Source organism: Bacillus sp. mrc49, assembly GCF_002803435.1.
The window spans coordinates 155,983-179,602 of the sequence record NZ_PHNG01000800.1; the positions used below are offsets into that span (position 1 = coordinate 155,983).

The 23,620-nt window shown below is 42.9% G+C and carries 20 protein-coding genes; 16 read left to right on the plus strand and 4 right to left on the minus strand.

All coding sequences use genetic code 11. The features are described from left to right. Positions 1-46: 46 nt before the first annotated feature. Entirely contained in the window at positions 47-655 is a 609-nt protein-coding gene (locus tag CVN76_RS27085; RefSeq protein WP_100533781.1) for a phosphatase PAP2 family protein, read from the plus strand. A gap of 338 nt (positions 656-993) precedes the next feature. On the opposite strand, the gene CVN76_RS27090 is transcribed toward CVN76_RS27085, so the two are convergent. Next, on the minus strand, positions 994-1,509 hold the full coding sequence (locus CVN76_RS27090) for an antibiotic biosynthesis monooxygenase family protein (RefSeq protein WP_100533782.1): 516 nt from the start codon (positions 1,507-1,509) through the stop codon (positions 994-996). 297 nt (positions 1,510-1,806) lie between these two features. On the opposite strand from CVN76_RS27090, the gene hemE reads away from it, so the two are divergent. From hemE to CVN76_RS27105, 3 genes are all read left to right on the plus strand, one after another. Beyond that, positions 1,807-2,850 carry a uroporphyrinogen decarboxylase gene (hemE, locus tag CVN76_RS27095; protein WP_100533783.1) on the plus strand — a complete coding sequence of 348 codons (1,044 nt, stop codon included), beginning with the start codon at positions 1,807-1,809 and terminating at the stop codon, positions 2,848-2,850. Positions 2,851-2,906: 56 nt separating this feature from the next. After that, positions 2,907-3,842 carry a ferrochelatase gene (gene hemH / locus CVN76_RS27100; protein WP_100533784.1) on the plus strand — a complete coding sequence of 312 codons (936 nt, stop codon included), beginning with the start codon at positions 2,907-2,909 and terminating at the stop codon, positions 3,840-3,842. A 187-nt stretch (positions 3,843-4,029) separates the two neighbouring features. Beyond that, positions 4,030-4,605, plus strand: a complete 576-nt coding sequence (locus CVN76_RS27105; RefSeq protein WP_100533785.1) for a TetR/AcrR family transcriptional regulator — start codon at positions 4,030-4,032, stop codon at positions 4,603-4,605. A 142-nt stretch (positions 4,606-4,747) separates the two neighbouring features. Here the strand turns inward: CVN76_RS27105 and yhfH are convergent, their stop codons facing one another. Further along, positions 4,748-4,876: a protein YhfH gene (gene yhfH / locus CVN76_RS27110; protein ID WP_081092480.1), complete on the minus strand. Its 129-nt coding sequence runs from the start codon at positions 4,874-4,876 to the stop codon at positions 4,748-4,750. Positions 4,877-5,044: 168 nt separating this feature from the next. On the opposite strand from yhfH, the gene CVN76_RS27115 reads away from it, so the two are divergent. The 7 genes from CVN76_RS27115 to CVN76_RS27145 all read left to right on the plus strand — a co-directional run bounded on the left by CVN76_RS27115 (position 5,045) and on the right by CVN76_RS27145 (position 12,568). Beyond that, positions 5,045-5,779 carry an MBL fold metallo-hydrolase gene (locus CVN76_RS27115; RefSeq protein ID WP_100533786.1) on the plus strand — a complete coding sequence of 245 codons (735 nt, stop codon included), beginning with the start codon at positions 5,045-5,047 and terminating at the stop codon, positions 5,777-5,779. A 45-nt stretch (positions 5,780-5,824) separates the two neighbouring features. Next, positions 5,825-6,814, plus strand: a complete 990-nt coding sequence (locus tag CVN76_RS27120) for a lipoate--protein ligase (RefSeq protein ID WP_100533787.1) — start codon at positions 5,825-5,827, stop codon at positions 6,812-6,814. 179 nt (positions 6,815-6,993) lie between these two features. Then, positions 6,994-8,538 carry a fatty acid--CoA ligase family protein gene (locus tag CVN76_RS27125; protein WP_100533788.1) on the plus strand — a complete coding sequence of 515 codons (1,545 nt, stop codon included), beginning with the start codon at positions 6,994-6,996 and terminating at the stop codon, positions 8,536-8,538. Positions 8,539-8,712: 174 nt separating this feature from the next. Continuing rightward, complete coding sequence (locus CVN76_RS27130; protein WP_100533789.1) at positions 8,713-9,240, plus strand: HD domain-containing protein; 528 nt, start codon at positions 8,713-8,715, stop codon at positions 9,238-9,240. A gap of 198 nt (positions 9,241-9,438) precedes the next feature. After that, complete coding sequence (locus tag CVN76_RS27135; RefSeq protein ID WP_198512663.1) at positions 9,439-10,101, plus strand: LuxR C-terminal-related transcriptional regulator; 663 nt, start codon at positions 9,439-9,441, stop codon at positions 10,099-10,101. Between the two features lie 247 nt (positions 10,102-10,348). After that, positions 10,349-11,614, plus strand: a complete 1,266-nt coding sequence (locus CVN76_RS27140) for a M48 family metallopeptidase (RefSeq protein WP_100533791.1) — start codon at positions 10,349-10,351, stop codon at positions 11,612-11,614. A 144-nt stretch (positions 11,615-11,758) separates the two neighbouring features. Continuing rightward, entirely contained in the window at positions 11,759-12,568 is an 810-nt protein-coding gene (locus tag CVN76_RS27145; protein ID WP_061143078.1) for a YitT family protein, read from the plus strand. A gap of 168 nt (positions 12,569-12,736) precedes the next feature. Here the strand turns inward: CVN76_RS27145 and CVN76_RS27150 are convergent, their stop codons facing one another. Continuing rightward, the gene (locus CVN76_RS27150) at positions 12,737-12,973 is read right to left on the minus strand and encodes an IDEAL domain-containing protein (protein ID WP_057912478.1); all 237 of its coding nucleotides are present in this window, start codon (positions 12,971-12,973) and stop codon (positions 12,737-12,739) included. A gap of 300 nt (positions 12,974-13,273) precedes the next feature. Between CVN76_RS27150 and CVN76_RS27155 the strand changes: the two genes are divergently transcribed. After that, on the plus strand, positions 13,274-13,834 hold the full coding sequence (locus CVN76_RS27155) for a competence protein ComK (RefSeq protein ID WP_100533792.1): 561 nt from the start codon (positions 13,274-13,276) through the stop codon (positions 13,832-13,834). A 407-nt stretch (positions 13,835-14,241) separates the two neighbouring features. Here CVN76_RS27155 and CVN76_RS27160 read toward each other — a convergent pair whose 3' ends face one another. Beyond that, a complete protein-coding gene (locus CVN76_RS27160) occupies positions 14,242-14,613 on the minus strand; it encodes a hypothetical protein (RefSeq protein ID WP_100533793.1) in 372 nt (123 codons plus the stop codon). 293 nt (positions 14,614-14,906) lie between these two features. On the opposite strand from CVN76_RS27160, the gene CVN76_RS27165 reads away from it, so the two are divergent. The 4 genes from CVN76_RS27165 (at position 14,907) to addA (ending at position 23,525) form a co-directional block, all read left to right on the plus strand. Continuing rightward, on the plus strand, positions 14,907-15,521 hold the full coding sequence (locus CVN76_RS27165; RefSeq protein ID WP_100533794.1) for a TVP38/TMEM64 family protein: 615 nt from the start codon (positions 14,907-14,909) through the stop codon (positions 15,519-15,521). Positions 15,522-15,553: 32 nt separating this feature from the next. Further along, the gene (gene lepB, locus CVN76_RS27170; RefSeq protein ID WP_100533795.1) at positions 15,554-16,114 is read left to right on the plus strand and encodes a signal peptidase I; all 561 of its coding nucleotides are present in this window, start codon (positions 15,554-15,556) and stop codon (positions 16,112-16,114) included. 192 nt (positions 16,115-16,306) lie between these two features. Beyond that, positions 16,307-19,804 carry a helicase-exonuclease AddAB subunit AddB gene (addB, locus tag CVN76_RS27175; protein WP_100533796.1) on the plus strand — a complete coding sequence of 1,166 codons (3,498 nt, stop codon included), beginning with the start codon at positions 16,307-16,309 and terminating at the stop codon, positions 19,802-19,804. Beyond that, positions 19,797-23,525, plus strand: a complete 3,729-nt coding sequence (gene addA / locus CVN76_RS27180) for a helicase-exonuclease AddAB subunit AddA (RefSeq protein WP_100533797.1) — start codon at positions 19,797-19,799, stop codon at positions 23,523-23,525. The genes addB and addA overlap by 8 nt, the downstream gene beginning before the upstream one ends. Positions 23,526-23,620 lie beyond the last annotated feature (95 nt).

The window sequence follows — 23,620 nt, forward strand, 5'->3', positions numbered from 1 at the left end:
ATATTCTGAATAATCAGAGTAAAATAGTCGCTGAGGAGAGTTTTGCATGGTTAAACACTCATGGATTGCAATAGTTCTGCTGTGCTTATTGCTATTCTTTTTGCTAGTGCATGAGGTTCTGGGTGAGCGGACCTTGGCGCTTGATACATACTTGGACTTTGCCGTTGATGAACATACATTTTCGTTCTCGTTTTTAAGGTACATCACCTATCTTGGGAAGTCCATCGTCATTGGTTTTGGAAGCATACTGGTTGTTCTCTATTTATGGATCGTTAAGAAGGATTACTTAAAGATGGCCTTATTCTCGATCGGAATGGGGGGAGCCGATATAATAAATAGGAGGATGAAAAATCAAATCAAAAGAGAACGGCCTGACGATCAGCTTGTGGAAGCATCCGGATTCAGTTTTCCAAGCGGCCATGCCATGGTTGGGCTGATATTCTTCAGTCTCTTGGCTTATTTCATCATAATAGAAGTTAAGAGAAACTCATTGAAATGGGTGGTGGGAATCGGCTTCTTTTTCCTCATCCTTTTAATCGGGCTCAGTAGGATAGCCATGAATGTCCATTATCCAACAGATGTTTTGGCAGGTTATGCTTTAGGTGGCGCAATCACTATAATCTTGTTCAACTTATATAGGGTGCTGGTGCAATAAAGACGCTTCAAGATGAAATATATGTTAATAATTGTTGATTTCCCTGGAAATAAACAAGGGTTTTGTCGGATGGGTAATACATTCACCTACAAGTTCTTTTTAGTTTAAACGATGAAGACTTTAGAAAATCATAACCAACATGATTGGAACGGAGTGGAAGACTCCTGCTTTTTAAATGAGATCCTAGGAAATCCAGCGGAAAAAGCTCCGAGGGCAGACCGCCACTTGATAAGCGAGTGTTCGTAGTGGAAAGAAACGGGCAAATCTAGAACCAGAAAAAATCATGCAGAATGAGGCCCGTTCTTAATAGAACGGGCCTCATTCTGCATTGAAAGGAACTATTCTTCCGAATCTTGTACCAATGTATATTGTGTTACATAGGCATCACCAGTAAACAGCTTCTGACTGGAGTTCGTAACGGCAGGTTTAGCCCCGCTGTCATGCGCTTTCTGGAAGGAAGCGGACTTCTTCCAGTTCGTAAAATCAGCCTGTTTCTCCCAAATCGTCAAAATGACATACGTTTCGGAATTTAGCGGACGCAGGATGCGCAGAGCGACGAAACCTGGTTCATTTTCTATGAGCCCTGCCCTGTTTTTAAACTGATGTTCAAATACAGGCTGTCCTTCTTCACTGACCGGGATATTGTTCATGACTACATAACCATGATCCTGAAGGTTTCCCTTCCCATCGACGACTTCATACTTTCGTGGGGAGCTAAAAAGCGTTTTACCTGTAGTTTCATGTAAAAGGACGGCAGATTCAAAATTTTGCATCAGTAATATCTTTTCATCCGGATGCTTCTCTTTCTTATTTTTCATAAATTCGTAAGTGCCGGACGTGATGTATACATTCATTTATTTCCCCTCCAATTCCTATATAGTACCTGTATACCCATTTTACCCAATGAATAGCGCTTTTACCATTTGCATTTTACTGAATATTTTCAAGTCCATTATCCAGACTAGGTGGAGATTCGTTTTTGCAACTAGACAAAAAAGTCGAATTTCTGACAAATATATAGGTTGGCTATACTTCCATTATAGAAAAAGCTATAGTTGAAGGTGATTCAATTTGAAATTCAACATCCTTCTGATATTCTATTTAAGGAATGAATGAAAATAGAAACGTGATTGCTTGAAAGGTGGATATTAATGTCTAAGGAAATTACGAATGATACATTTCTAAAAGCTGCTAGAGGAGAAAAAACGGATCATGTGCCTGTTTGGTATATGCGTCAGGCTGGCCGTTCACAGCCGGAATATCGTAAATTGAAAGAGAAGTACTCCCTTTTTGAAATTACCCATCAGCCCGAATTATGTGCTTATGTGACTAGATTGCCCGTAGAGCAATATGACGTGGATGCAGCCATTTTATATAAAGATATAATGACACCGCTACCAGCCATCGGTGTGGATGTAGAGATTAAGTCGGGAATCGGTCCAGTCATCTCGAACCCGATCCAATCAATTAAAGATGTTGAGAAATTGGGGGAATTGAACCCAGAAGAGGACATTCCTTACGTACTTGACACGATCAAATTATTGACCACGGAGCAATTGTCCGTGCCTTTGATCGGATTTTCTGGCGCACCATTCACGATCGCTTCCTATATGATCGAAGGGGGCCCTTCGAAAAACTACAATCGGACAAAAGCCTTCATGTACTCCGAGCCTGTGGCATGGTTTGCACTGATGGATAAATTAGCGGATATGATCATTGTTTATGTTAAGTCCCAAATCAAAGCAGGTGTCAAGGCCATCCAAATTTTTGATTCATGGGTCGGGGCATTGAACGTTGAAGATTATCGTGTATTCATCAAGCCGGTCATGAATCGCATCTTTTCTTCATTGCGTGAAGAGAATGTGCCCCTAATCATGTTCGGTGTCGGTGCAAGTCACTTGGCACTTGAATGGAATGATCTGCCGATCGATGTAGTCGGACTGGATTGGAGGCTTCCAATCGCTGAAGCAAGACAGATGGGTATCCAAAAGACGGTGCAAGGCAATCTTGATCCTGCCCTGCTATTATCATCATGGGATGTCATTGAAGAGCGGACGAAACGGATCCTTGATCAGGGCATGGAACAGGACGGCTACATCTTCAATCTTGGACATGGGGTTTTCCCTTCCGTAAATCCGGAAACACTGAAGAAGTTGACTTCCTTCATTCATGAATATTCATCAAAAATGAAGTAACCGAAAAAACCTTTAAAGGGTGGAAAATACGAAATTTTTAAATGAGGTGTAAATTCATGTCAAGAAAAAAAATGGGCCTCCTCGTCATGGCTTATGGGACTCCATACACTGAAGAGGATATTGAAAGGTATTATACACATATTCGTCATGGAAGAAGGCCGAGCGACGAATTGATTGCCGATTTGAGAGGGCGTTACGAGGCGATTGGCGGTTTGTCCCCACTGGCAAAAATAACGGCTGGGCAAGCTGAAGCGCTTGAAAAGCAATTGAATTCGATTCAAGAAGAAATCGAATTCAAAGCATACTTAGGATTGAAACATATTGAACCCTTTGTTGAAGATGCAGTGAAACAGATGCATGATGATGGCATCAAGGAAGCGGTCAGTATTGTATTGGCTCCGCATTTTTCAACCTTCAGTGTCAAGTCTTATAATGGACGTGCACAGGACGAGGCCGCTAAATTCGGGGATATGACGATCACTTCCGTCGAGAGCTGGTATGATGAGCCAAAATTCATTCAATATTGGGTGGACCAAGTAAAAGCAGTGATTGGAAGGATGACTTCGGAAGAACGCGATAATTATGCTTTGATCGTGTCGGCGCATAGCCTTCCAGAAAAGATATTGCAGTTGGGTGATCCTTATCCAGATCAACTGAAGGAAACGGCTGAAATGATTGCAAAAGGTGCAGGAGTTTCCCATTATGCAGTTGGATGGCAAAGCGCGGGACAAACGCCAGAACCATGGTTAGGACCAGATGTGCAGGATTTAACGAGAGACCTTCATCAAGCGAAAGGCTATGAAGCCTTCATATATATTCCGGTTGGATTTGTAGCTGAACATCTTGAAGTTCTTTATGATAATGATTATGAATGTAAAGTGGTGACGGATGATATCGGTGCGGCATACTATCGTCCGGATATGCCTAATGTAAAGCCGGAATTCATCGATGCGTTGGCGACAATCGTCTTGAACCGCCTGCAGGAAAATTGATTAGCCTGTTCAATTTACAACGGGGCTTAGTGGTTTAAATTAAATACTTGGTTTGGAAAAGATGGCTGCCCAGATTTTGGACAGCCATCTTTTTCTGCAGATAACGAAAAAATGATTGAAAAGACTGAATATTTTTGGTAAGATATTATTGACTGTTTTGTCCGTTTGGTCAGAATTGGGGTGGGAAATGTCTGTTGATCGTAAAAAATTAATTTTGGAAGCTGCGACCAAATCTTTTTCACTTTTTGGCTACAAGGCAACGACGATGGATCAAGTCGCTAAAATTGCCAATGTGGGTAAAGGGACCATTTACACTTTTTATAAAAATAAGGAAGAGCTGTTTAAAGAAATCGTTCAGCGGATGATCGAGGAAATGAAATATGAGGCTGAACAATCTTTGGACGAGCAATTTTCCTTCTTTGAAAATCTGCACCGGGCCGTCTATCGAATCCTCGAGTTCAGGCAGGAACATCAATTATCATTAAAGCTCCTTCAAGAAGAGCGGGAGATTGGTACCCCGGCCGTTCAGGAAATGGTCAATGAAATGGAAGAGGCCATCGTATCCTACATTAAGGAAAAACTAAAAATAGCGATCGACAAGAAATATATCCAGCCTTGCGATCCAGAGATAACTGCTTTCCTGATGCTGAAAATGTACCTCGCCCTTATCTTTGATTGGGAGAGGAATCATGATCCATTAGGGAAAGAAGAAATTGCTGAACTATTCAAGATATACTTATTCAAAGGTTTATCCGTTCTCTAACTAAAGTGAACCAGATCATATAAAAAGAAGAGATGCCGTTCGTTCAACGGCATCTCTTCTTTTTATATGGCGATGTGTTTCATGCTGTGCGACTATGAGATCATCCAGCTATTGGGGAAGCGGATGGTGCAACACTTACTGATTACTCTCCAGAAAGGCAATGGTCACAGTGCATTCCATAACATTCGTGCTGTTCATCAATTTTTTTTCCGCATTCCACACATTGTTTAGGAGGCAGGTTTTTGAAGAACTCGACGCTACTTTGAATCATGAACATCATCTCCTGAAATTTTTTATTTTTTTTCTGTATCTGTATTGTATTATAACAGATTTTTTATGTCAAATATGTTTTATAACATAAGTAAAAAAGGTGAAATAAAGGCGGGAATAGTTTATATTAATGGGGAAGTCATTGAGAGATAAAGAGGAGTGCCGATGCATGAAAATCACCGTAATTGGCTGCTGGGGCGGATATCCAGCTAAAAATGAGGCAAGCTCTGGCTATTTGCTTGAATATGAAGATTTTCGCATTTTGCTTGATTGTGGCAGCGGTGTACTATCACAGCTCCAAAATCATATGAAGCCCGAAGACCTCGGTGCAGTCGTTTTATCCCACTATCATCCGGATCATGTAGCGGATGTCGGTGTCCTGCAGCACGCTGCACTCATTCAGCAGATTTTGGGCAGCGAAAAAAGGGCCATACCCATCTATGGCCATGATTTAGATGAAGCCGAATTTGAAAAGTTAACGTATAAAGATGTGACAAAGGGAATTGCTTATTCTGTCGATGAACCCTTGACCATTGGACCGTGCACCTTTACATTCATGAAAACGAAGCATCCAGTCCCTTGTTTTGCGATGAGGATAGAAGCTGAAAATCATTCGATTGTTTACACAGGTGACAGTTCTTATATGGATGAGCTGGCGGATTTCGCAAAGGATGCAAATGTTTTATTGTGTGAAAGCAATTTTTACAGTGATATGGATGGTTCCAAGGCGGGGCATATGACGGCTAGGGAAGCGGGCATGCTAGCAGATAGGGCAGACGTGCAGCTTTTGCTGTTAACTCATCTCCCCCATTACGGAGATATCAATCAATTGAAGAAAGAAGCATCAGAGGTATTCAAACGGGAAATAGCTGTGGCGAAAACCAATCTCGAATTCCAGCTATGATGGGAAAATTACTGATGCGAATGAAGCATACAAGGAGGAACAACTGTGCTTTTTATTGATAATAAGGGAATTACGGATCCGAGAATTAATCTTGCCATTGAAGAATATGCGCTTAAACATCTGAATATTGATGAAACCTATCTTCTATTCTACATTAATCGACCTTCCATCATCATCGGGAGAAATCAAAATACGATTGAAGAAATCAATGCCGATTATGTAGATGGAAATGGCATTACTGTTGTTCGAAGGCTTTCCGGAGGCGGTGCGGTTTATCATGATTTGGGTAATCTCAATTTCAGTTTCATCACGAAGGATGATGGTGACAGTTTCCACAATTTCAAGAAATTCACCCAGCCTGTCGTGGAAACCCTTGAGAAACTAGGAATCCATGCTGAGCTAAGCGGCCGTAATGATATCCTGGCTGAAGGGAAGAAAATTTCGGGTAATGCGATGTTTTCGACGAAGGGCAGAATGTTCAGTCATGGAACCTTGTTGTTCCAATCGGAAATGGACCATATTGTATCCGCTTTAAAAGTGAAAAAAGATAAAATCGAGTCTAAAGGTATTAAATCGATAAGAAGCCGAGTCGCCAATATTGCTGAATTCCTCAAAGAACCGATGTCTATAGAGGAATTCCGTTCATTCCTTCTGCAAAATATATTCAAGGATAGCGGTGAGGTCACCGAGTATGTTCTAACGGAGGAAGATTGGGAGCAAATCCATAAGATTTCGGAAGAACGGTATCAAAGCTGGGAATGGAACTATGGAAAATCGCCGAAATTCAACTTGCAAAATTCGCATAGATTTCCTGTGGGGTCAGTTGATATCCGTCTGGAAGTGAACAGGGGGATCATTGGAAATTGTAAAATCTACGGTGATTTCTTTGGGGTCGGAGAGGTTGCGGATATAGAACGAAAACTTACGGGGATACGCTATGAAAGGGACGCCATCAGTGAGGTTTTGGATGAGGTAGATGTTCAACATTATTTTGGCAATGTAACGAAAGAGGAAATATTGGCTTTAATCTATTAAGCCTGAAAAGCCGTCCTGTCTTGATAGGGCGGCTTTTGTGTCTGATAATGACAGTAATTGCTTGAATATGGATAAAATTGTTGCTGTAATCATTTTCTTTTAATATAATAAAAAGGTATTTAGTTTAATATAAAAATGAATGACTATTCATTCATGGTGTAAACTGGGGAGGGAGAACGATGAATTTATCCGAAAAGCTTCATCAAACGGCTTTAAGGCAGGCTGAAAAGCCAGCTTATTATTTTATGGACCAATCAACCTCGTATGGGGAATTGGACAGCGCCGTTACAAAGTTTGCCGATGAACTACATAAGCTTGGTGTTTCGAAAGGTGATAATGTTGCGCTGGTTTTAGGGAATTCTCCACATTTCATCATTTCATTGTATGGAGCCATACGAGCAGGAGCTACCGTAATACCCGTAAATCCAATTTACACACCTGATGAGATTGGATACATCCTGAACAACGGCGATGTAAAGGTTGTCGTGGCATTGGATAAACTGATACCCTTATTTGAGAAAATGGACCCAATTCTTTCGAATGTAGATTACTATGTTATGTGTGAGACTGAGCCCGATATCGGGGATCGTGGTGAACTGAGCATTTATCAAAAAATGAAATCGTTTACAAAAATGGTGGGAGCGGGGGATACGAGCTTCCAAGGCCCGGAATTGGATTCCGACGATACGGCCATCATCCTCTATACTTCCGGTACAACAGGAAAACCTAAAGGGGCGATGCTCTCACACACCAATATCTACTCCAATGCACAAGATGTAGGCGAATATTTGAAGATTACGGAAAATGACCGTGTCATTACCACATTGCCCATGTTCCATGTTTTCAGTTTGACGGTCGTCGTGAATGCACCATTGCTGCAAGGAGGTACGCTTTTAATTGTGCCGCAATTCAGTCCGAAGGAAATATTCAGGCAAGTCAAAAAATATGATGCAACCGTTTTTGCTGGCGTGCCAACCATGTATAATTTCCTGTTCCAATATCCGGATGGGCACAAAGACGATTTAAGGTCATTGCGTATCTGCATTTCAGGCGGATCAGCCATGCCGATATCTCTGCTTGAATCATTCGAGCAAAAATTCAATGTTAGGGTTTCAGAGGGCTATGGCCTCTCCGAAGCTTCTCCTGTTACATGCTTCAATCCCCTTGATCGCCCTAGGAAAGCGGGATCGATAGGAACATCCATCCTCAGAGTGGAAAACAAGGTCGTTACGGAGCTTGGCGAAGAGGTGCCGCCGAATGGGGTCGGAGAATTGATTGTCAGGGGTCCTAATGTCATGAAGGGGTATTATAAGATGCCTGAAGAGTCGGCAGCTGTGTTGAAAGATGGCTGGTTATATACAGGTGATTTGGCCCGGATGGATGATGAAGGGTACTTTTTCATCGTAGATCGCAAAAAAGAACTGATCATTGTCGGTGGATATAACGTATATCCACGGGAAGTAGAAGAAGTTCTGTATGCCCACCCTGAAGTAGTTGAGGCAGCAGCGATTGGCGTTCCCGATCCAAACCAGGGAGAGGTGGTTCAATGCTTCGTGGTCAAGAAAAACGAAGCATTGACAGAGGAAGATCTCCTGGATTATTGCCTGGAGCACTTGGCTAAATATAAAGTCCCTGCAAAGATTGAATTTTTGGATGAACTGCCTAAAAACACAACAGGAAAAATTTTAAGGCGTTCTTTAAAAACCCATGTTACCCAAAACTAAAATGATTGATCAAGGGCGACCATTGCCAAACCGGCGGTGGTCGTCTTTTTGTACAAACAAAGCGTAATGCGCTGCATAAAATATATATGGGGTAAGCTTTAAGTATTGATTCTTTATTCTAAAAGAGTTATGATTGACATTAAAAATTTCCACATAATTGTAAGGAGGGGTTAGATGAGAGATGTAAAGCTGTTAGATGTTTTTACACATCCCATTGCTCAAAAATACTTGAACCGCTCAGGACTTGCCCATGCGATAGCGGTGGCATACCATTCGTTTCACCTTGCCAACGAATATAACATAGATCCGGATATAGCGGCCAAGGCAGGCCTTTTGCATGATATGGGTCACTTCACCTGGTACCGCAATGGAAAATGGGATTATGACCTGTACAAGCAAAATGACATCCATCCGATTAAAGGCGCGGAAAGAGCACATAAATTGTTGATCCGCCTCGGTGAAAATCCGATCAAGGCAAAGACCATTTCCCTCGCCATATTATTTCACACCGATTCATTCTTACCTTCAAATGATATTATCCGGACCCCACTGCAGCAGGTCGTCAAATGGGCAGACGAAAAAGATGAAGAAGAGGGCGGAAAGCACCATTACCGCAAAATTGATTTCCTCAGGGCAAAGGAAAGCATCATGAACCTTGACAAACTTATTGATGAGGAACAAAAAAAAAGGCTATCATCCTGAAGGCAAACGGGTTGATAGCATTATTTATATTCAGGGAACTATCCTTTTTTCACGTGTTCTTACAGTTTAAATTTTGATTTTACATATAATGCACTTATATTGTTATCAAGTGAATTAAGAAGTAAAATATAGTTCAAATGAACTACTTGATGCAACCATGAAAAAATTTAGCCAATAATGAAAAGAACAGGTGAAGATATGAAGTTGATTAAGCTATTGATAGTCAGTAAACAAGGGGGGCTTAAGGGAATCATCGAAAAGGAGGAAGACATTACGGTCATTGGAGCCACTGAAACTGAAAGGGAATTGCGCAGCCTTGATGTTACAGCGGCAGTCATGCCTGATATCATTCTTTTTGATGTCCGCTCATCATGGACACATGGACAGGAAATGATGGTGATGCTAAAGGAAAAACATCCTTCCATCCCGATAGTCATCCGTGCTGCCTATCCCGAGAATCACTATCTCATTGAAGCGATATCCCATGGCGCAGCAGGTTACGTGTTACAGGATGGCGGAATGGAACAAGTTGTGGCGGCGATCCGGCAATGCGCCAACGGGCAAATCGTCTATCCTGCCTCTGTTAAATCTTTTCTGATGAGGAAGCTTCAGCAGGAAGGGATGGGGCATGAGAATGCGGCTTTGGAAAAGGCAATTGGGAAATTGGGTTCCTTTTCCAAACGTGAGTATGAACTGCTCATTCTCCTCACCGAAGGACAAACGAATCAGCAGATTTCCAAAAACTTATATTTATCCATAGGAACGGTCAAAAATTATATCAGCCGGCTTTATAAAAAAATGAATGTGAGCAATCGTCCGGAACTTATGGCGCTTTTGTATAAATTTCAAAATAGGACATGAAGGGCTGACCAGTCAAAACTTTAATCAACAAGGGCCTGGGCAATGCTTGTTAGCTGCCGGAGCTTTACTGCACCTCGCTTTTTTGCACTCATATTGGGTTTAATGCTGTATGTCATTGTCGAATGGTCCAGAGCTGGTTAACGGTAATAGGGCTTGACGGAATGAATAATATTGGATGGAAATGCGGTTCTAACCTGTCCGTTTTGGATTAAACTATTATGAGGGAGAGATTAGAAGGAGGGGCATCATGGTTAGAAAATGGGCTGGGAGAGCTATTCTAGTATATATCCTTTATGTAGCAGTGATGTATTGGTATATTTTTTATGGGGCAAATACAGCCATTCCCGATGCATTGCGAGGTACTGCAGCAGATCCTGCTACATTCTTGAATGCAAGGGAATTAAAACTTAGCGAAGAATATTCGGGATTGCGGAATTTCATATTTTTCGTTTCCACACCATATGAATGGCTGCTGTATTTTTTCGTTTTATTATTTGGCATATCCAGGGCATTTGAAAAGTCGGCATCGGCCGTTACAAAGCGAAAAATGATCCAAACAGGCATTTATTTATTCTGGCTTTCCATCATTTCTTATTTGGCACTTTTTCCAATAAGCTTCATTGGCTATTGGCTTAGTAAGAACTACCATATCAGTACACAAAGCTTCACCTCATGGATGAAGGATGGAATCATTGAATTCTGGGTGAATTTCGGGATGATGTTCATCATTGTCTCCGTCCTATATTGGTTAATGAAGAAAAGTGCAAAGAAGTGGTGGATCTATGCATGGATGCTATCGATCCCTTTTACGCTGTTCTTGATGTTTGTTCAGCCTGTATTAATCGATCCTCTGTATAATGAATTTTATCCGCTCAAAAATAAAGAGTTGGAAACGGAAATATTGTCACTCGCCGCACATGCGGAAATTCCGGCTGAGCACGTGTATGAAGTTAATATGGCGGAAAAGACGAATTCATTGAATGCCTATGTGACAGGCATAGGTTCCAACTCAAGAATCGTCCTTTGGGATACGACCTTGAACAAACTGAAGGAAGACGAAATCCTTTTTATCATGGCACATGAAATGGCTCATTATGTAGAAAAGCATATCTATTTCGGCATTGCCGGTTATCTAGGAATGACCTTGATCGGGCTGTGGCTGACATCGAGAATCATGAATTATGTCATTAAGCGCTGGGGTCATCTGTTAAAGGTGCATTCGGTAGGCAGCATTTCTTCCTTGCCATTATTTCTTTTGATCACGGCAATGCTGCTTTTTGTTTCCAGTCCGCTCTCGAATTTCGTGTCCAGATACGAAGAAACGAGGGCTGACCGGTATGCCATCGAAATGACTGGGGATAAGGAATCAGCAATTACCACATTTCAGGAACTCACCAGATCTGGGTTAAGTCAGGTGAACCCGCCATTTTTGGTGAAATGGCTGCGATATTCACATCCAACCATGCTCGAACGGATCTCCACGATCGAAAAGGCAAATGCAAAGGGTGATTGAAGCCAGCTGAAGAACAGCTGGTTTTTTTTATCTGATCTGAGGATATAGATAGCCGGGATTTATCAGAAAAAACTTTTATTTTATAAATGCCGATGTTCTCCACTATAATTAATTAAATTCTCAGCTCGATTAAGGAGATCGGTTATGTATAATGTACTTCTCATCACCTTAGGCTCAGTGCTTGTTGCAGTTGCCTATAACTTATTTTTGATACCTCATTTAATTTTAAGCAGCGGACTTAGTGGGATTGCGATCATGCTGGGAATCATCACTCCAGTGAATACAGGTATATTGAATTTTCTGTTGAACCTGCCATTGCTGATTCTTGGATACCTCAAATTGGGAAGGCGGTTCATCACATATACGATATTGTCAGTTGTCGTAATTTCCATCAGTTTATACCTAATCCCAATTCATGGAGTATCCACTGAACCGATTTTGTCCTCTTTATTCGGCGGAATCATTTCCGGGTTCGGTATCGGGATCATCTTCCGTGCTTCAGGCTCCTCCGGCGGGTTTGATATCATCGCAATGCTTTTGGCTAAGAAGAGCGACTTCCCGCTTGGTTCATTACTATCGGTGATGAATGCAGTCGTGGTGGTCATTTCAGGCTTCATTTTTGGCTGGGATGCTGCACTATATACATTGATTTCCATATATGCAGCAGGAAAAGTTATCGATACGATTCACTCCAACCACATAAAATTAACTTTGATGATCGTTACGAAAAAGAGTGATGAGATGAAAACGAAGCTCCTGACCAACTTATATCGCGGGATTACAGTCATGGATGGTGAGGGTGCATACTCGGGGGAAAAGAGTAAAGTGATGATGACGGTCATCACCCGTTACCAATTAACCGACGTCAAAACGATGATAAAAGAAGTGGACCCAAATGCCTTTGTCAATATAACGGAAACAGCCGAGGTCATGGGAATGTTTCATAAGGAATAATCAGCAAAGCCCTTGACTGCACTGGTGACTTGACGTTTCCCAAGTGCCGGCGCTCCCGGTGTCACTTTGTTACAAGCGTGTGAGTAGGACCACTTTTGTATACGAACTGAAGCCTCCCTCATGAAGGGAGGCTTTTTTGATGATTCGGTTGTCATTTAATCACGGGTGTTAATTTCCAAATTGTTTTAGTAAAACGTTCATTTCAGAACTAAGTTTCAGAAATAAAGGTTTGTTTTTCATATCCAAGGCTTCATCAATTTGCTTCGCAAGGATATTCTTTTTGGTAGTAAGGACGGCTTCCAGAATAATCATATCAATCAACATTTCCTGAACCACGGCATCGTTTTTCATCTCGCTCATTGATAAGGACTTCACTGACTCTGAATAAGATTTTTCATTTTTCAAAGTTACCACCCCTGACCCTTTTTATTAGTATATGGATTTGCGCGGATAAAATCAACTGAAAATTTAAAAAATTCTAACATTAATAGAAAATGTGTCATATAGATGGCGGAACGACCGCTTTTTGAAAGAATTTTTAATTTTTTGTGAACTTTAATTTTCTCATAATTTATTGTGCTATTATAGTGAGGAAATTTACTTATATGGACTGGTTCTCTTCACCCAATTGTCGGTGAAAGGGGTCGAATGCCTTTAGTAAAATGTTGAATCTTAATGCAATGAGGAAGAGGTGGGTTAAAATTGATGCAACACAACGAGGGAATCATAGAGGAATATGAAATAACGCCCCAAACACTTATGGTTGCACCGCTCAACTATGGCAGTAAAATTTATGCCCGTATCGTTGAAATGGAGGACGAGTTCATATCCCCTTTCAAGCCGTTGGAAATTATCAAGAGAAGCTGTGAATTCTTCGGATCCAGCTACGAAGGGCGTAGACAAGGCACTAAGCAGCTCATAAACATCACGCATAAAGCACCGATCGCGATTGATCCGACCAGTTCGATTTTCTTCTTTCCAACTACATCTCCGCTGCGTCCTCCATGCATCTGGTTATCACATGAGCATGTCGTAGCCTATGATCGCCTGGACTCCAAACATACAACCGTTACATTCCGGAATAAACAATCGATCGACTTAGAGGTATCGTACAGCTCGTTCGAAAATCAGCTGCACCGGACATCCTTTTTAAAAACGAAACTGATCCAGAGGATTGAGGAAACCAAGAGAAAGTCTTTCTATTTATTCACCGATGCCAATGGAGCCAAGGCTTCAGAGTTGAAGTCAAAATATATTCCACGTTAGAGGAGGAAAAGTAAATGTAAGGAAAGGCTATATCGAATGTAGAGAAAATGGATTGAAAATGAATGGAACAAGTTTCCTTACTATTAATCGCTACAGTGCTAAACGGGGTACGGTTCCATTGAACCTGCCGTTTTATCATATCAGGTCCTCCACGTTCAAGTGGGTTTATCCTGACCAAAGCTTATACATGCATAAGTCACCGATTTGGACTCGGGGAATCCATCATTTAATGGCTTTTCATTTTTAAACCGGCGAATGGAGGCGTGTGAAGTAAATAGGTTATAATCATCAAAATGAACTCCCTTATCAGAAAAAGATAAGGGAGTTATTTATGGTACTATTTACTTACATTCATTTCCTCCACCCTAAATATCCGGCATCGACAGGATAGGTATGCCTGTAACCCGCTAATTCGTAGGACGGTGGCTTCTCTCGAAAAAGTAATAACATAACAGGTCTTCAGTTTTGTTGCGAAGGCGCGGATTGAAATAATTATGATGTTCCTCGTATCCTTTGTATAAGAAACAATACATCGTGAAGGATTCATCGCGTTTGATTTCACTTACCTTAATATTCTCCTTGCGCAGATATCGACGAACCTCGGCAAAATCGTCCTGAACGATTTTTAGGATGTGCTCGACTAGCTCGGAATAGGGTCTCCTTAATTTAAACGGACTGATTTCGATGACTTTGAGATCCCGGTTTAAGACTGTAATCACCATTGGTAGGTAGATGGCTTTTTCGATCATATTCCGGTCATCCTCTGGAATGCGGGTCATCATGACCGCCCCTTTCTGACAAAACACTTTTTTACTATGAATATGTAACATTTATAACGTATAGAACATTCGTTCCCGTTTGATTATCCTAATGTATTTTCAATCGATATGCAAGCTGTTTTGAAAAATGGTGAAAATTTCATTAACAAGATTATGATTTCCTGAGATAGGGAAAGTATGAAGATATATGGATAATAATTCTTGCAATTTCAGAAGAAAGTGATATATCTAAAATAAACATCTTTTTAATAAGTTTATGCTGCTTTGACGGCAGCATGTCGAGGGAGATAATTATGGACTTGGAGACAATACGTGAGTGGTTTACACTTGATCATATATCGGGGCTTATTCAGCAATATCGCTCATTCGGCCCGATTCCCGGTATCTTACTGCCGATGCTGGAAGCGTTCTTGCCCTTTTTGCCTTTAGTTGTGTTCGTATTGGCTAATGCAACCGCTTTTGGCCTTTGGTGGGGATTTTTATTTTCCTGGATTGGTGCGGTAGCGGGGTCATTTTTAATCTTTTTAGTCATAAGAAGATATGGTCAAATGAGGTTTTTTCGGTTTTTACAAAAACATAAGCAGGTTCAGCGTTTGATGGTTTGGGTGGAAAGTCATGGATTCGGACCTTTGTTCATCCTGCTCTGCTTCCCTTTTACACCTTCGGCCATCGTGAATATCGTTGCGGGGCTGTCAAAGGTCAGTCCGTTGCAATATGGACTTGCGGTCGTAGGAGGAAAAGCGGTAATGATCTTCACGATTAGCTTCGTAGGCTACGATTTAGTATCATTAATACATAAGCCAATACGCACGATCATTATCGGGGTCGTCATATTCGTCCTTTGGTATGTAGGAAAAAGACTGGAGACCCGATTAAATAAAAGCATGAAGAGGGAAGATGGACAATAAGTTAGAATATAAATGTAGTAGGGGTTGACGAGATGGGAAAAAACAAGAATTCTTTATCCGATTGGATAAAAGCAGCCATGATAGCTTTTGTTGTTTACATCTTGATCCGTACATTTTTCTTTTCAAGCTATGACGTTGAAGGGAAGTCAATGCAGCCGACCCTAGAAGATGGCAACAAACTTGTTGTGAATAAAATCAATTATCAGATTCACGATATTCACCGGTTTGACATTATTGTTTTTCATGCGAATTCACAAGAAGATTATGTTAAACGAGTGATCGGGATTGCAGGAGACCGCATCCGTTACAAGGATGATTGGCTTTACGTAAATGGCAGGAAAGTGGATGAGCCTTATCTCGAGAAATGGAAGGAAGGATTCCCAGATCAGGATTTTACGGGGGATTTCACATTAAAGGAATTGACGGACGAGACCACCGTTCCGAAGGGAAAGCTTTTTGTCATGGGTGACAATCGTCTTGAGAGTGCGGACAGCCGCCACTTTGGCTTTATACCAGTGGGAAATGTCGTCGGTAAGGTGGATGTTCGATATTGGCCGCTCAAAGAATTCAATTATAGATTTACAGGTAAATGATTGGCAAAGCCCGAGAAAGCAGAGGGCTTTTTCTGTTGGGAAAACACGAACGTACGATTGGTGTTTTGGATTGGGAAACGGTAAAATGATAGAAAGTGGTCCTTGACTGGAAAGGATCCTCATCAAAAAGTTGAAGGATTTTCTGGTATGATAGATCTAGACATAATGTTGGTGTATAAGGGGGAAAAAGAGATGTCACTCCGTTTTTTACTGGGAAGATCAGGTGCAGGGAAAACCTCGAATGTATTGGGCGAAATCCGCTCCAAACTGGCAGAAGATCCCGAAGGCAATCCGATCATCTATCTCGTTCCTGATCAGATGACGTTTCTATCTGAATATAAATTAATTAAAACGCCAGGTCTTGCCGGCATGATCCGGACACAGGTTTTCAGTTTTAGCAGGCTGGCTTGGCGGGTTCTGCAGGAAACAGGGGGAATGAGCCGCCTTCATTTGGATAGTGTTGGCGTGAACATGCTAATCAGGAAAATAATGGATGATAAAAAAGAGGAGTTCAAGCTGTTTCGCCGGTCTGCAGATAAGCAGGGTTTCATTGCCCAGATGGAACTAATGCTGGCTGAGTTCAAGCAGTATTGCATCGAGCCGCGGGACATTCAAAGCTACTTGACTGAAGCATCAAAGGGAGCAAGCGGCATCCAGGATAAACTTCATGACCTTGAATTGATCTATCAGGCGTTTGAGGATGAAATGGTCGGCAAATATCTCGACTCCGAAGACTATTTCACTTTACTGATCGAAAAAATGGCTGAGTCTTCATATATAAAAAATGCGGAGATCTATGTCGATGGCTTTTATAGCTTGACGCCACAGGAATTATTGATTGTCGAAGAAATGATGAAACTGTGCAAGAATGTGACGGTTTCACTGACTTTGGATCGGCCCTATAGGCAATATGCACCGGATGACCTGCAATTGTTCAGGCAAACGGGAAACCTGTATCATCATCTTTATCAAACAGGGTTGAGGAATAATATCCCAATTTCAGACGATAAGATCTTAACGGGAACGGAAAGGTTTGGGAAGAGTCCAGGACTGGATCATCTCGAAACTTATTTTGCGATTCGTCCTGTACGGACGTTTGAGCACTTACCTGATGTAGCGATTGCACAGGCCGTTAACCGCAGGGCAGAAATTGAAGGTGTTGCCCGGAATATCTTGATGCTTGTCAGGCAGAAGGGGCACCGTTTCCGTGATATTGCGATTTTAGTCCGGAACGGTGAGGCGTACTCTGATATTTTACAAACCGTGTTCCGCGATTATCAAATTCCCTTGTTCGTCGATTCGAAACGGACGATGCTGAATCATCCTTTAATCGAATTGATTCGATCCACTTTGGAGATCATCAATGGATATTGGCGTTATGAACCGGTATTTCGTGCAATCAAGACGGAGCTTCTCTTTCCGCTGCAAAATAACCATGACAGGATGCGCGAGCAGGTGGATAAGCTGGAGAACTATGTATTGTCCCGTGGGATCAAAGGGAGCAGATGGACTTCAAAAGATCGTTGGACGTACAGGCGCTTCCGCGGTCTGGAACTGGAGGACCGGAACCAAACGGATAAGGAAATGAAGCTTGAGCAAGAGCTGAATGAGATGAAGCAATTATTTACCGAGCCCATCTTGAAGCTTTCCAAGCGTGTGAAGAAGGCTGATAATGGGAGGGAATTATGCGAAGCCCTTTATTTATATCTTGAAGAATTGCATGTATCTGAAAAATTGGAAAAGCTGAAACAGGACGCGGAAGATGCTGGGGATTTGGTTTCGGCAAGAGAGCATGAACAAGCATGGAATGCGATTGTCGACCTATTGGACCAATTCGTCGAGCTTTTAAGCGGGGAACAGCTTTCCATGAAGCAATTTGCGACAATCATTGAAGCCGGGCTGGAATCGCTTGAGTTCTCTTTAGTGCCGCCTGCCATTGACCAAGTCCTTGTCGCCAATCTCGATTTATCCCGGCTTGACGATGTGAAGACGGCCTTTGTTATCGGCCTGAATGAAGGGGTCCTGCCGGGCAAGGCTGTTTCCGAGGGGGTCTTTTCAGATAGTGATCGCGAGGTTCTTTTGGCTGGTGGACTTGACGTCGCCCCAAGCTCCAAGGTGCGCCTCCTTGATGAGGAGTTCACCGCGTATAAAGCTTTCACGACACCTGCAGAGTCCCTCTATTTATCATATCCGCTTGCCGATGAGGAAGGAAAGGCTCTGCTGCCATCTTCCTACTTAAAGCGGGTGAGGGATGTGCTGCCTAACGTTTCCGATGTGCATTACATGAATGATCCATCCGATCTGCCTGCTGGGGAACAGCTGAAATATGCCGCGAATAATGATGTGGCCCTCTCGTATCTGGCTGCCCAATTACAGCTCAAAAAAAGGAACTATCCAATCCATCCGCTATGGTGGGATGTATATAATATCATCATAGCGGATGAAATGGCCGGACCTTTTGCAACTAAGGTGTTATCAAGCCTTTTTTACCAGAACAAAACGAAGAAATTATCCGAAGAAACCAGTAAGCAATTGTATGGAGAAAGCATACTTACGAGTGTTTCGCGAATGGAAATGTTCAATAGCTGCCCGTTTTCCCATTATGCAGCCCATGGCTTGAAATTGAGGGAAAGGCAAATTTTCCGTTTGGATGCACCGGATATCGGAGAGATGTTCCATGGAGCGTTGAAAATGATTTCGGATTATTTAAAGGAGCATGATATTGCTTGGTCTGCATTGACGACTGATCAATGCCTGGAACTTGCCAGAATGGCCGTGGAAAGACTCGCTCCTAAATTACAAAACCAAATTTTGTTAAGTACGAATCGGCATCACTATTTACGCAGGAAATTGGAGCATGTGATCGGACGTGCCTCGATGGTTTTAAGCGAGCATGCCAAGGTGAGCGGTTTTGCGCCGGTTGGTTTGGAGCTTGGGTTCGGGAAAAGTGGAGAGCTGCCGCCGCTAACTTTCACATTGAAGAACGGTACGAAGATGGAATTGATTGGCCGGATCGATCGCGTGGATAAAGCGGAGGAAGGGGAAGGAGTCTATTTGCGTGTGCTCGATTATAAGTCGAGTGAAAAGGAACTGAACATGAGTGAAGTATATTATGGACTTGCCCTGCAAATGCTGACCTACCTTGATATCGTCGTTACTCATTCGAATTCGCTGATTGGCAAGGAAGCGATTCCGGCCGGCGTTTTGTATTTTCATGTGCATAACCCGGTGGTCAAATCAAAAGGCATGCTCAGTTTGGATAAAATTGAGGAAGAGATATATAAAAGCTTTAAAATGAATGGCCTTGTACTGGATCATTCGAATGTCATCCAGATGATGGATCAATCGCTTGATATCGAAAGCTCAGGTAAGTCCGATATCATTCCGGCCGGATTCAAAAAGGATGGATCGCTCCTCGCTGCTTCCAAAGTTGCCAGCAGGGAAGAGTTTTCATTGCTGAATCGCCACGTTCGCCGCGTTTATCAGGAAGCTGGTGATCGAATGGTTGGTGGTGATGTCAATATAACGCCATATAAATTAAAGGAAAAAACGCCATGTACCTTCTGTTCCTTTAAATCGGTATGTCAATTTGACCAGTCCCTGGAGGAAAATCAATTTAGGAATTTAGCACAAAAGAAACAAAATGATGTTCTTGATCTATTGAGAGGGGAGGGGGAGAGCGATGAGTAAAACGAAAATACCTGCACTTCCAGGAGATGTGACCTGGACCGAAGACCAATGGAAGGCGATATGGGCCAAGGACCAGGACATTTTGGTTGCGGCCGCTGCCGGTTCCGGGAAAACGGCAGTGCTTGTCAATCGGATCATTCAAAAAGTGATATCGGAAGATGAGCCGATCGATGTTGATGAACTGCTTGTCGTAACATTCACCAACGCTTCGGCTGCCGAGATGCGTCATAGGGTAGGTGAGGCCTTGGAAAAAGCGATTTCTGATAATCCGCAGTCACAGCATCTGCGTAAGCAGCTGAGCCTGATTAATCGTGCTTCGATATCGACCTTGCATTCCTTTTGTTTAGAGGTGATCCGGAAGTATTATTACATGACGGATATCGACCCGGCTTTCAGGATTGCCGATTCTACAGAAGTCCAGCTGCTTCGTGATGAAGTAATGGAAGAGCTTTTCGAGGAGCAGTACGGACAAAGTGATAATGAAACGTTCTTTCAATTGGTTGATGCATTCACGAGCGATCGAAACGATGATGCACTTCAGGATATCGTTCGAGCGCTCCACGATTTTTCGCAATCGAACCCTGATCCCGATCGATGGCTCGATGGGGCCGCCAGCATGTATGAGCTGGCTGATGGTGAGGGCATTGACGACCTTTCGTTCATCGCTTCATTGAAATTCGATATTGGTTTGCAGCTGGACACGGCAAGGGATTTGTTGGAACGCTCGCTGGCGTTGACAAAAGTGCCGGGGGGACCGGCGCCAAGGGCTGAAAACTATTTGGCTGACCTTGCCATGGTTGCCAAACTGTCGGAAGTGAAAGAGCAATCCTGGGATGCGCTTTACGAAGAAATTCAAAACGTGAAATTTGGAACGGCAAAACGCTGCACTGGTGCAGATTTCATCAAGGAAATATCGGATGAGGCCACCAAATATCGTGATAAGGCGAAGAAAATCATTAAAGCGTTACAGGAAGAGTTCTTTTCCCGCAAATCGGAGAGCTATTTGCGCGATATAAGGGAGCTCAAGGGATATGTCGATACACTCATCATGCTTGTTAAACGATTTGAGGAGCGTTTCTTCACGGCCAAGGCAGAAAAGAATTTGGTCGACTTCGCTGATTTGGAACATTATTGCCTGCAAATCCTGACTGGTGAAACCTTAGCGGGTGAACGAAAACCATCGGAGGCTGCCATCGAATACCGAAACCAGTTCAAAGAGGTGCTTGTCGATGAGTATCAGGATACGAACCTGGTTCAGGAATCGATTTTAAAACTGGTGACGGCCGATGGTGAATATGATGGCAATCTTTTCATGGTGGGCGATGTCAAGCAGTCCATTTACCGGTTCAGGCTTGCCGAACCGAATCTCTTCCTTGGAAAGTACACCCGCTTTACTCATGATGGAATTGATTCTGGGCTGAAAATTGATTTGAACCGCAATTTCCGAAGCCGTAAAGAGGTTCTGGATGGAACGAATTTCTTGTTTCAGCAGTTGATGGGCATCACAGTCGGTGAGATTGATTATGATGAGGATGCTCAATTGAAAAAAGGTGCGCCTTATCCCGAAGACGCCCCCAATCCGATTGAACTCCATTTGATTGACGGGGCGGCTGATCCAAATGCTCATGCGGATACGGCGGCGGAGGACGGATTTGAGGCAGAGGAGCTAGAAAAAGCGCAGCTAGAAGCAAGGCAGATGGCCAAGCTCATTAAAAAGGCCATAAGTGAAAAGCATCCGATATATGATACGAAAACCAAACAGTACCGTTCGGCCACTTATCGGGATATGGTCATCCTGCTGCGTTCGATGCCATGGGCACCGCAAATCATGGAAGAATTTAAAAAACAGGGGATTCCAGTCTATGCCAATTTATCGACAGGGTATTTTGAAGCGACAGAAGTTGCGATCATGATTTCCCTGTTGAAGGTGATTGATAATCCGCAGCAGGATATCCCCTTGGCATCCGTTCTTCGTTCCCCCATCGTCGGGTTGGATGAAGAAGAAATGTCACAGATACGTTTATTCCATACCGGGAGTTATTACGAAGCATTAGCTGATTTTTACAGGAAGAGTGATCGGGAAGAGTACCCAGGGCTTTATGATAAGGCTTCGGCATTTTATAAAAAACTGGTCAAGTGGAGGAAGCTTGCCAGGCAGGAAGCATTGTCAGATTTAATTTGGCTGTTATACCGCGAAACCCACTTCTACGATTTTGCAGGGGGGATGCCTGGCGGCAAACAGCGTCAGGCCAATTTGAGGGCATTGTATGACAGGGCAAGGCAATATGAAGCAAGCTCCTTTCGCGGACTGTTCCGTTTCCTGCGTTTCATCGAAAGGATGCAGGAGCGCGGAGATGATTTAGGGGCGGCTCGGGCTTTAGGTGAACAGGAAGATGTAGTCCGCTTGATGACGATCCACTCCTCAAAGGGCTTGGAATTCCCGATTGTGTTTATTGCCGGACTTTCCAAACAATTCAATATGATGGATATCCGCAAATCGTATTTGCTTGATAAGGATTATGGATTCGCAGCTAAGTATGTCAATCCCGAATTACGGATAACTTATCCTTCCCTGCCCCAGTTGGCATTTAAGAAAAAGAAGCAGCTTGAACTGATTGCCGAGGAGATGCGGGTCCTCTACGTGGCACTGACAAGAGCTAAGGAAAAGCTTTATTTGATTGCCAGCATCAATGATGCGGAAAAAACGCAGCAAGACTGGGCAAGCAATGCGGCGCATGGAGAATGGTTATTAAAGGACTATGTACGGGCAGGTGCCAAAAGCTATCTTGATTGGATTGGCCCAGCCCTTGTCCGCCATCGCGATTCGCTTATGGAAGGCCAAGGCCTGGAGATGGAGTCGCATCCATCGAACTGGTCGATTTCGATCGTTCCAAGTGAGGAGCTTGCCGTTCTGGATGAGGAAGAGGCAATTGTACAGGAGCAGTTACTTGAACATGTCCAGAAATCAGAGAAGGTCGGAATCGTTTCCGAGTTTTATGAAGATATCAAAGCACAGCTTGAATGGGAGTACCCAGAACATGAGGCTTCCGTGCATCGTTCGAAGCAATCCGTTTCTGAGCTGAAGCGTCAATATGAATTGAAGGACGAAACGGGATCCACGGAATTATTGCGTAAATTTAAGCGTCCCATCACAAAGCGTCCGACTTTCATGCAGGAAAAATCACTTACCCCTGCGGAAAGGGGAACGATTACCCATCTAGTGATGCAGCATATTGATTTATCCAAGGAGATTACCGTTCAAGCGGTCCAAGAATTGATGGTGGATTTGATACAGCGTGAACTGTTGACAGAGGAACAGAAAGAAGCTGTGGACCCGGAGACGATTGTCGTTTTCTTTGACAGTGAAATCGGGCGAAGAATGAAAAAGTCGCTGAACATTCGCCGGGAAGTGCCATTCACGATGTCATTGCCAGCAAAGGAAGCTTACGCCGATTGGGCTTCCGGTGAAGAGGAAATCCTGATTCAAGGTGTGATTGATTGTATTTTTGAGGATGAACGGGGTCTTGTCCTGCTGGATTATAAAACGGATACGATAAACGGCCGATTTGCCAGTGGGTTTGAAGGAGCTAAAGAAATCCTTGCCGATCGATACCGGATGCAGCTCCAGCTTTATACGAGGGCTGTCGAAGGGATACTGAATAAGAAAGTAACCAGCCGCTACTTGTTTTTCTTTGATGGGTCACATTTATTGGAAGTTTAAGGGATAGGTAGGAAACATCGAGCAAGCCTGCTGGAAATCCGGACAAATTTGAAAGTATCCAGAAGTAAAGTGTAAGTTTATGGTATTGTAAATAA

Bases quoted from the DNA above. Each gene is read 5' to 3' on its own strand.
- CVN76_RS27085 (WP_100533781.1), top strand. From the start codon at position 47: ATGGTTAAACACTCATGGATTGCAATAGTTCTGCTGTGCTTATTGCTA.
- CVN76_RS27090 (WP_100533782.1), bottom strand. From the start codon at position 1,509: ATGAATGTATACATCACGTCCGGCACTTACGAATTTATGAAAAATAAG.
- hemE (WP_100533783.1), top strand. From the start codon at position 1,807: ATGTCTAAGGAAATTACGAATGATACATTTCTAAAAGCTGCTAGAGGA.
- hemH (WP_100533784.1), top strand. From the start codon at position 2,907: ATGTCAAGAAAAAAAATGGGCCTCCTCGTCATGGCTTATGGGACTCCA.
- CVN76_RS27105 (WP_100533785.1), top strand. From the start codon at position 4,030: ATGTCTGTTGATCGTAAAAAATTAATTTTGGAAGCTGCGACCAAATCT.
- yhfH (WP_081092480.1), bottom strand. From the start codon at position 4,876: ATGATTCAAAGTAGCGTCGAGTTCTTCAAAAACCTGCCTCCTAAACAA.
- CVN76_RS27115 (WP_100533786.1), top strand. From the start codon at position 5,045: ATGAAAATCACCGTAATTGGCTGCTGGGGCGGATATCCAGCTAAAAAT.
- CVN76_RS27125 (WP_100533788.1), top strand. From the start codon at position 6,994: ATGAATTTATCCGAAAAGCTTCATCAAACGGCTTTAAGGCAGGCTGAA.
- CVN76_RS27130 (WP_100533789.1), top strand. From the start codon at position 8,713: ATGAGAGATGTAAAGCTGTTAGATGTTTTTACACATCCCATTGCTCAA.
- CVN76_RS27135 (WP_198512663.1), top strand. From the start codon at position 9,439: ATGAAGTTGATTAAGCTATTGATAGTCAGTAAACAAGGGGGGCTTAAG.
- CVN76_RS27140 (WP_100533791.1), top strand. From the start codon at position 10,349: ATGGTTAGAAAATGGGCTGGGAGAGCTATTCTAGTATATATCCTTTAT.
- CVN76_RS27145 (WP_061143078.1), top strand. From the start codon at position 11,759: ATGTATAATGTACTTCTCATCACCTTAGGCTCAGTGCTTGTTGCAGTT.
- CVN76_RS27155 (WP_100533792.1), top strand. From the start codon at position 13,274: ATGCAACACAACGAGGGAATCATAGAGGAATATGAAATAACGCCCCAA.
- CVN76_RS27160 (WP_100533793.1), bottom strand. From the start codon at position 14,613: ATGACCCGCATTCCAGAGGATGACCGGAATATGATCGAAAAAGCCATC.
- CVN76_RS27165 (WP_100533794.1), top strand. From the start codon at position 14,907: ATGGACTTGGAGACAATACGTGAGTGGTTTACACTTGATCATATATCG.
- lepB (WP_100533795.1), top strand. From the start codon at position 15,554: ATGGGAAAAAACAAGAATTCTTTATCCGATTGGATAAAAGCAGCCATG.
- addB (WP_100533796.1), top strand. From the start codon at position 16,307: ATGTCACTCCGTTTTTTACTGGGAAGATCAGGTGCAGGGAAAACCTCG.
- addA (WP_100533797.1), top strand. From the start codon at position 19,797: ATGAGTAAAACGAAAATACCTGCACTTCCAGGAGATGTGACCTGGACC.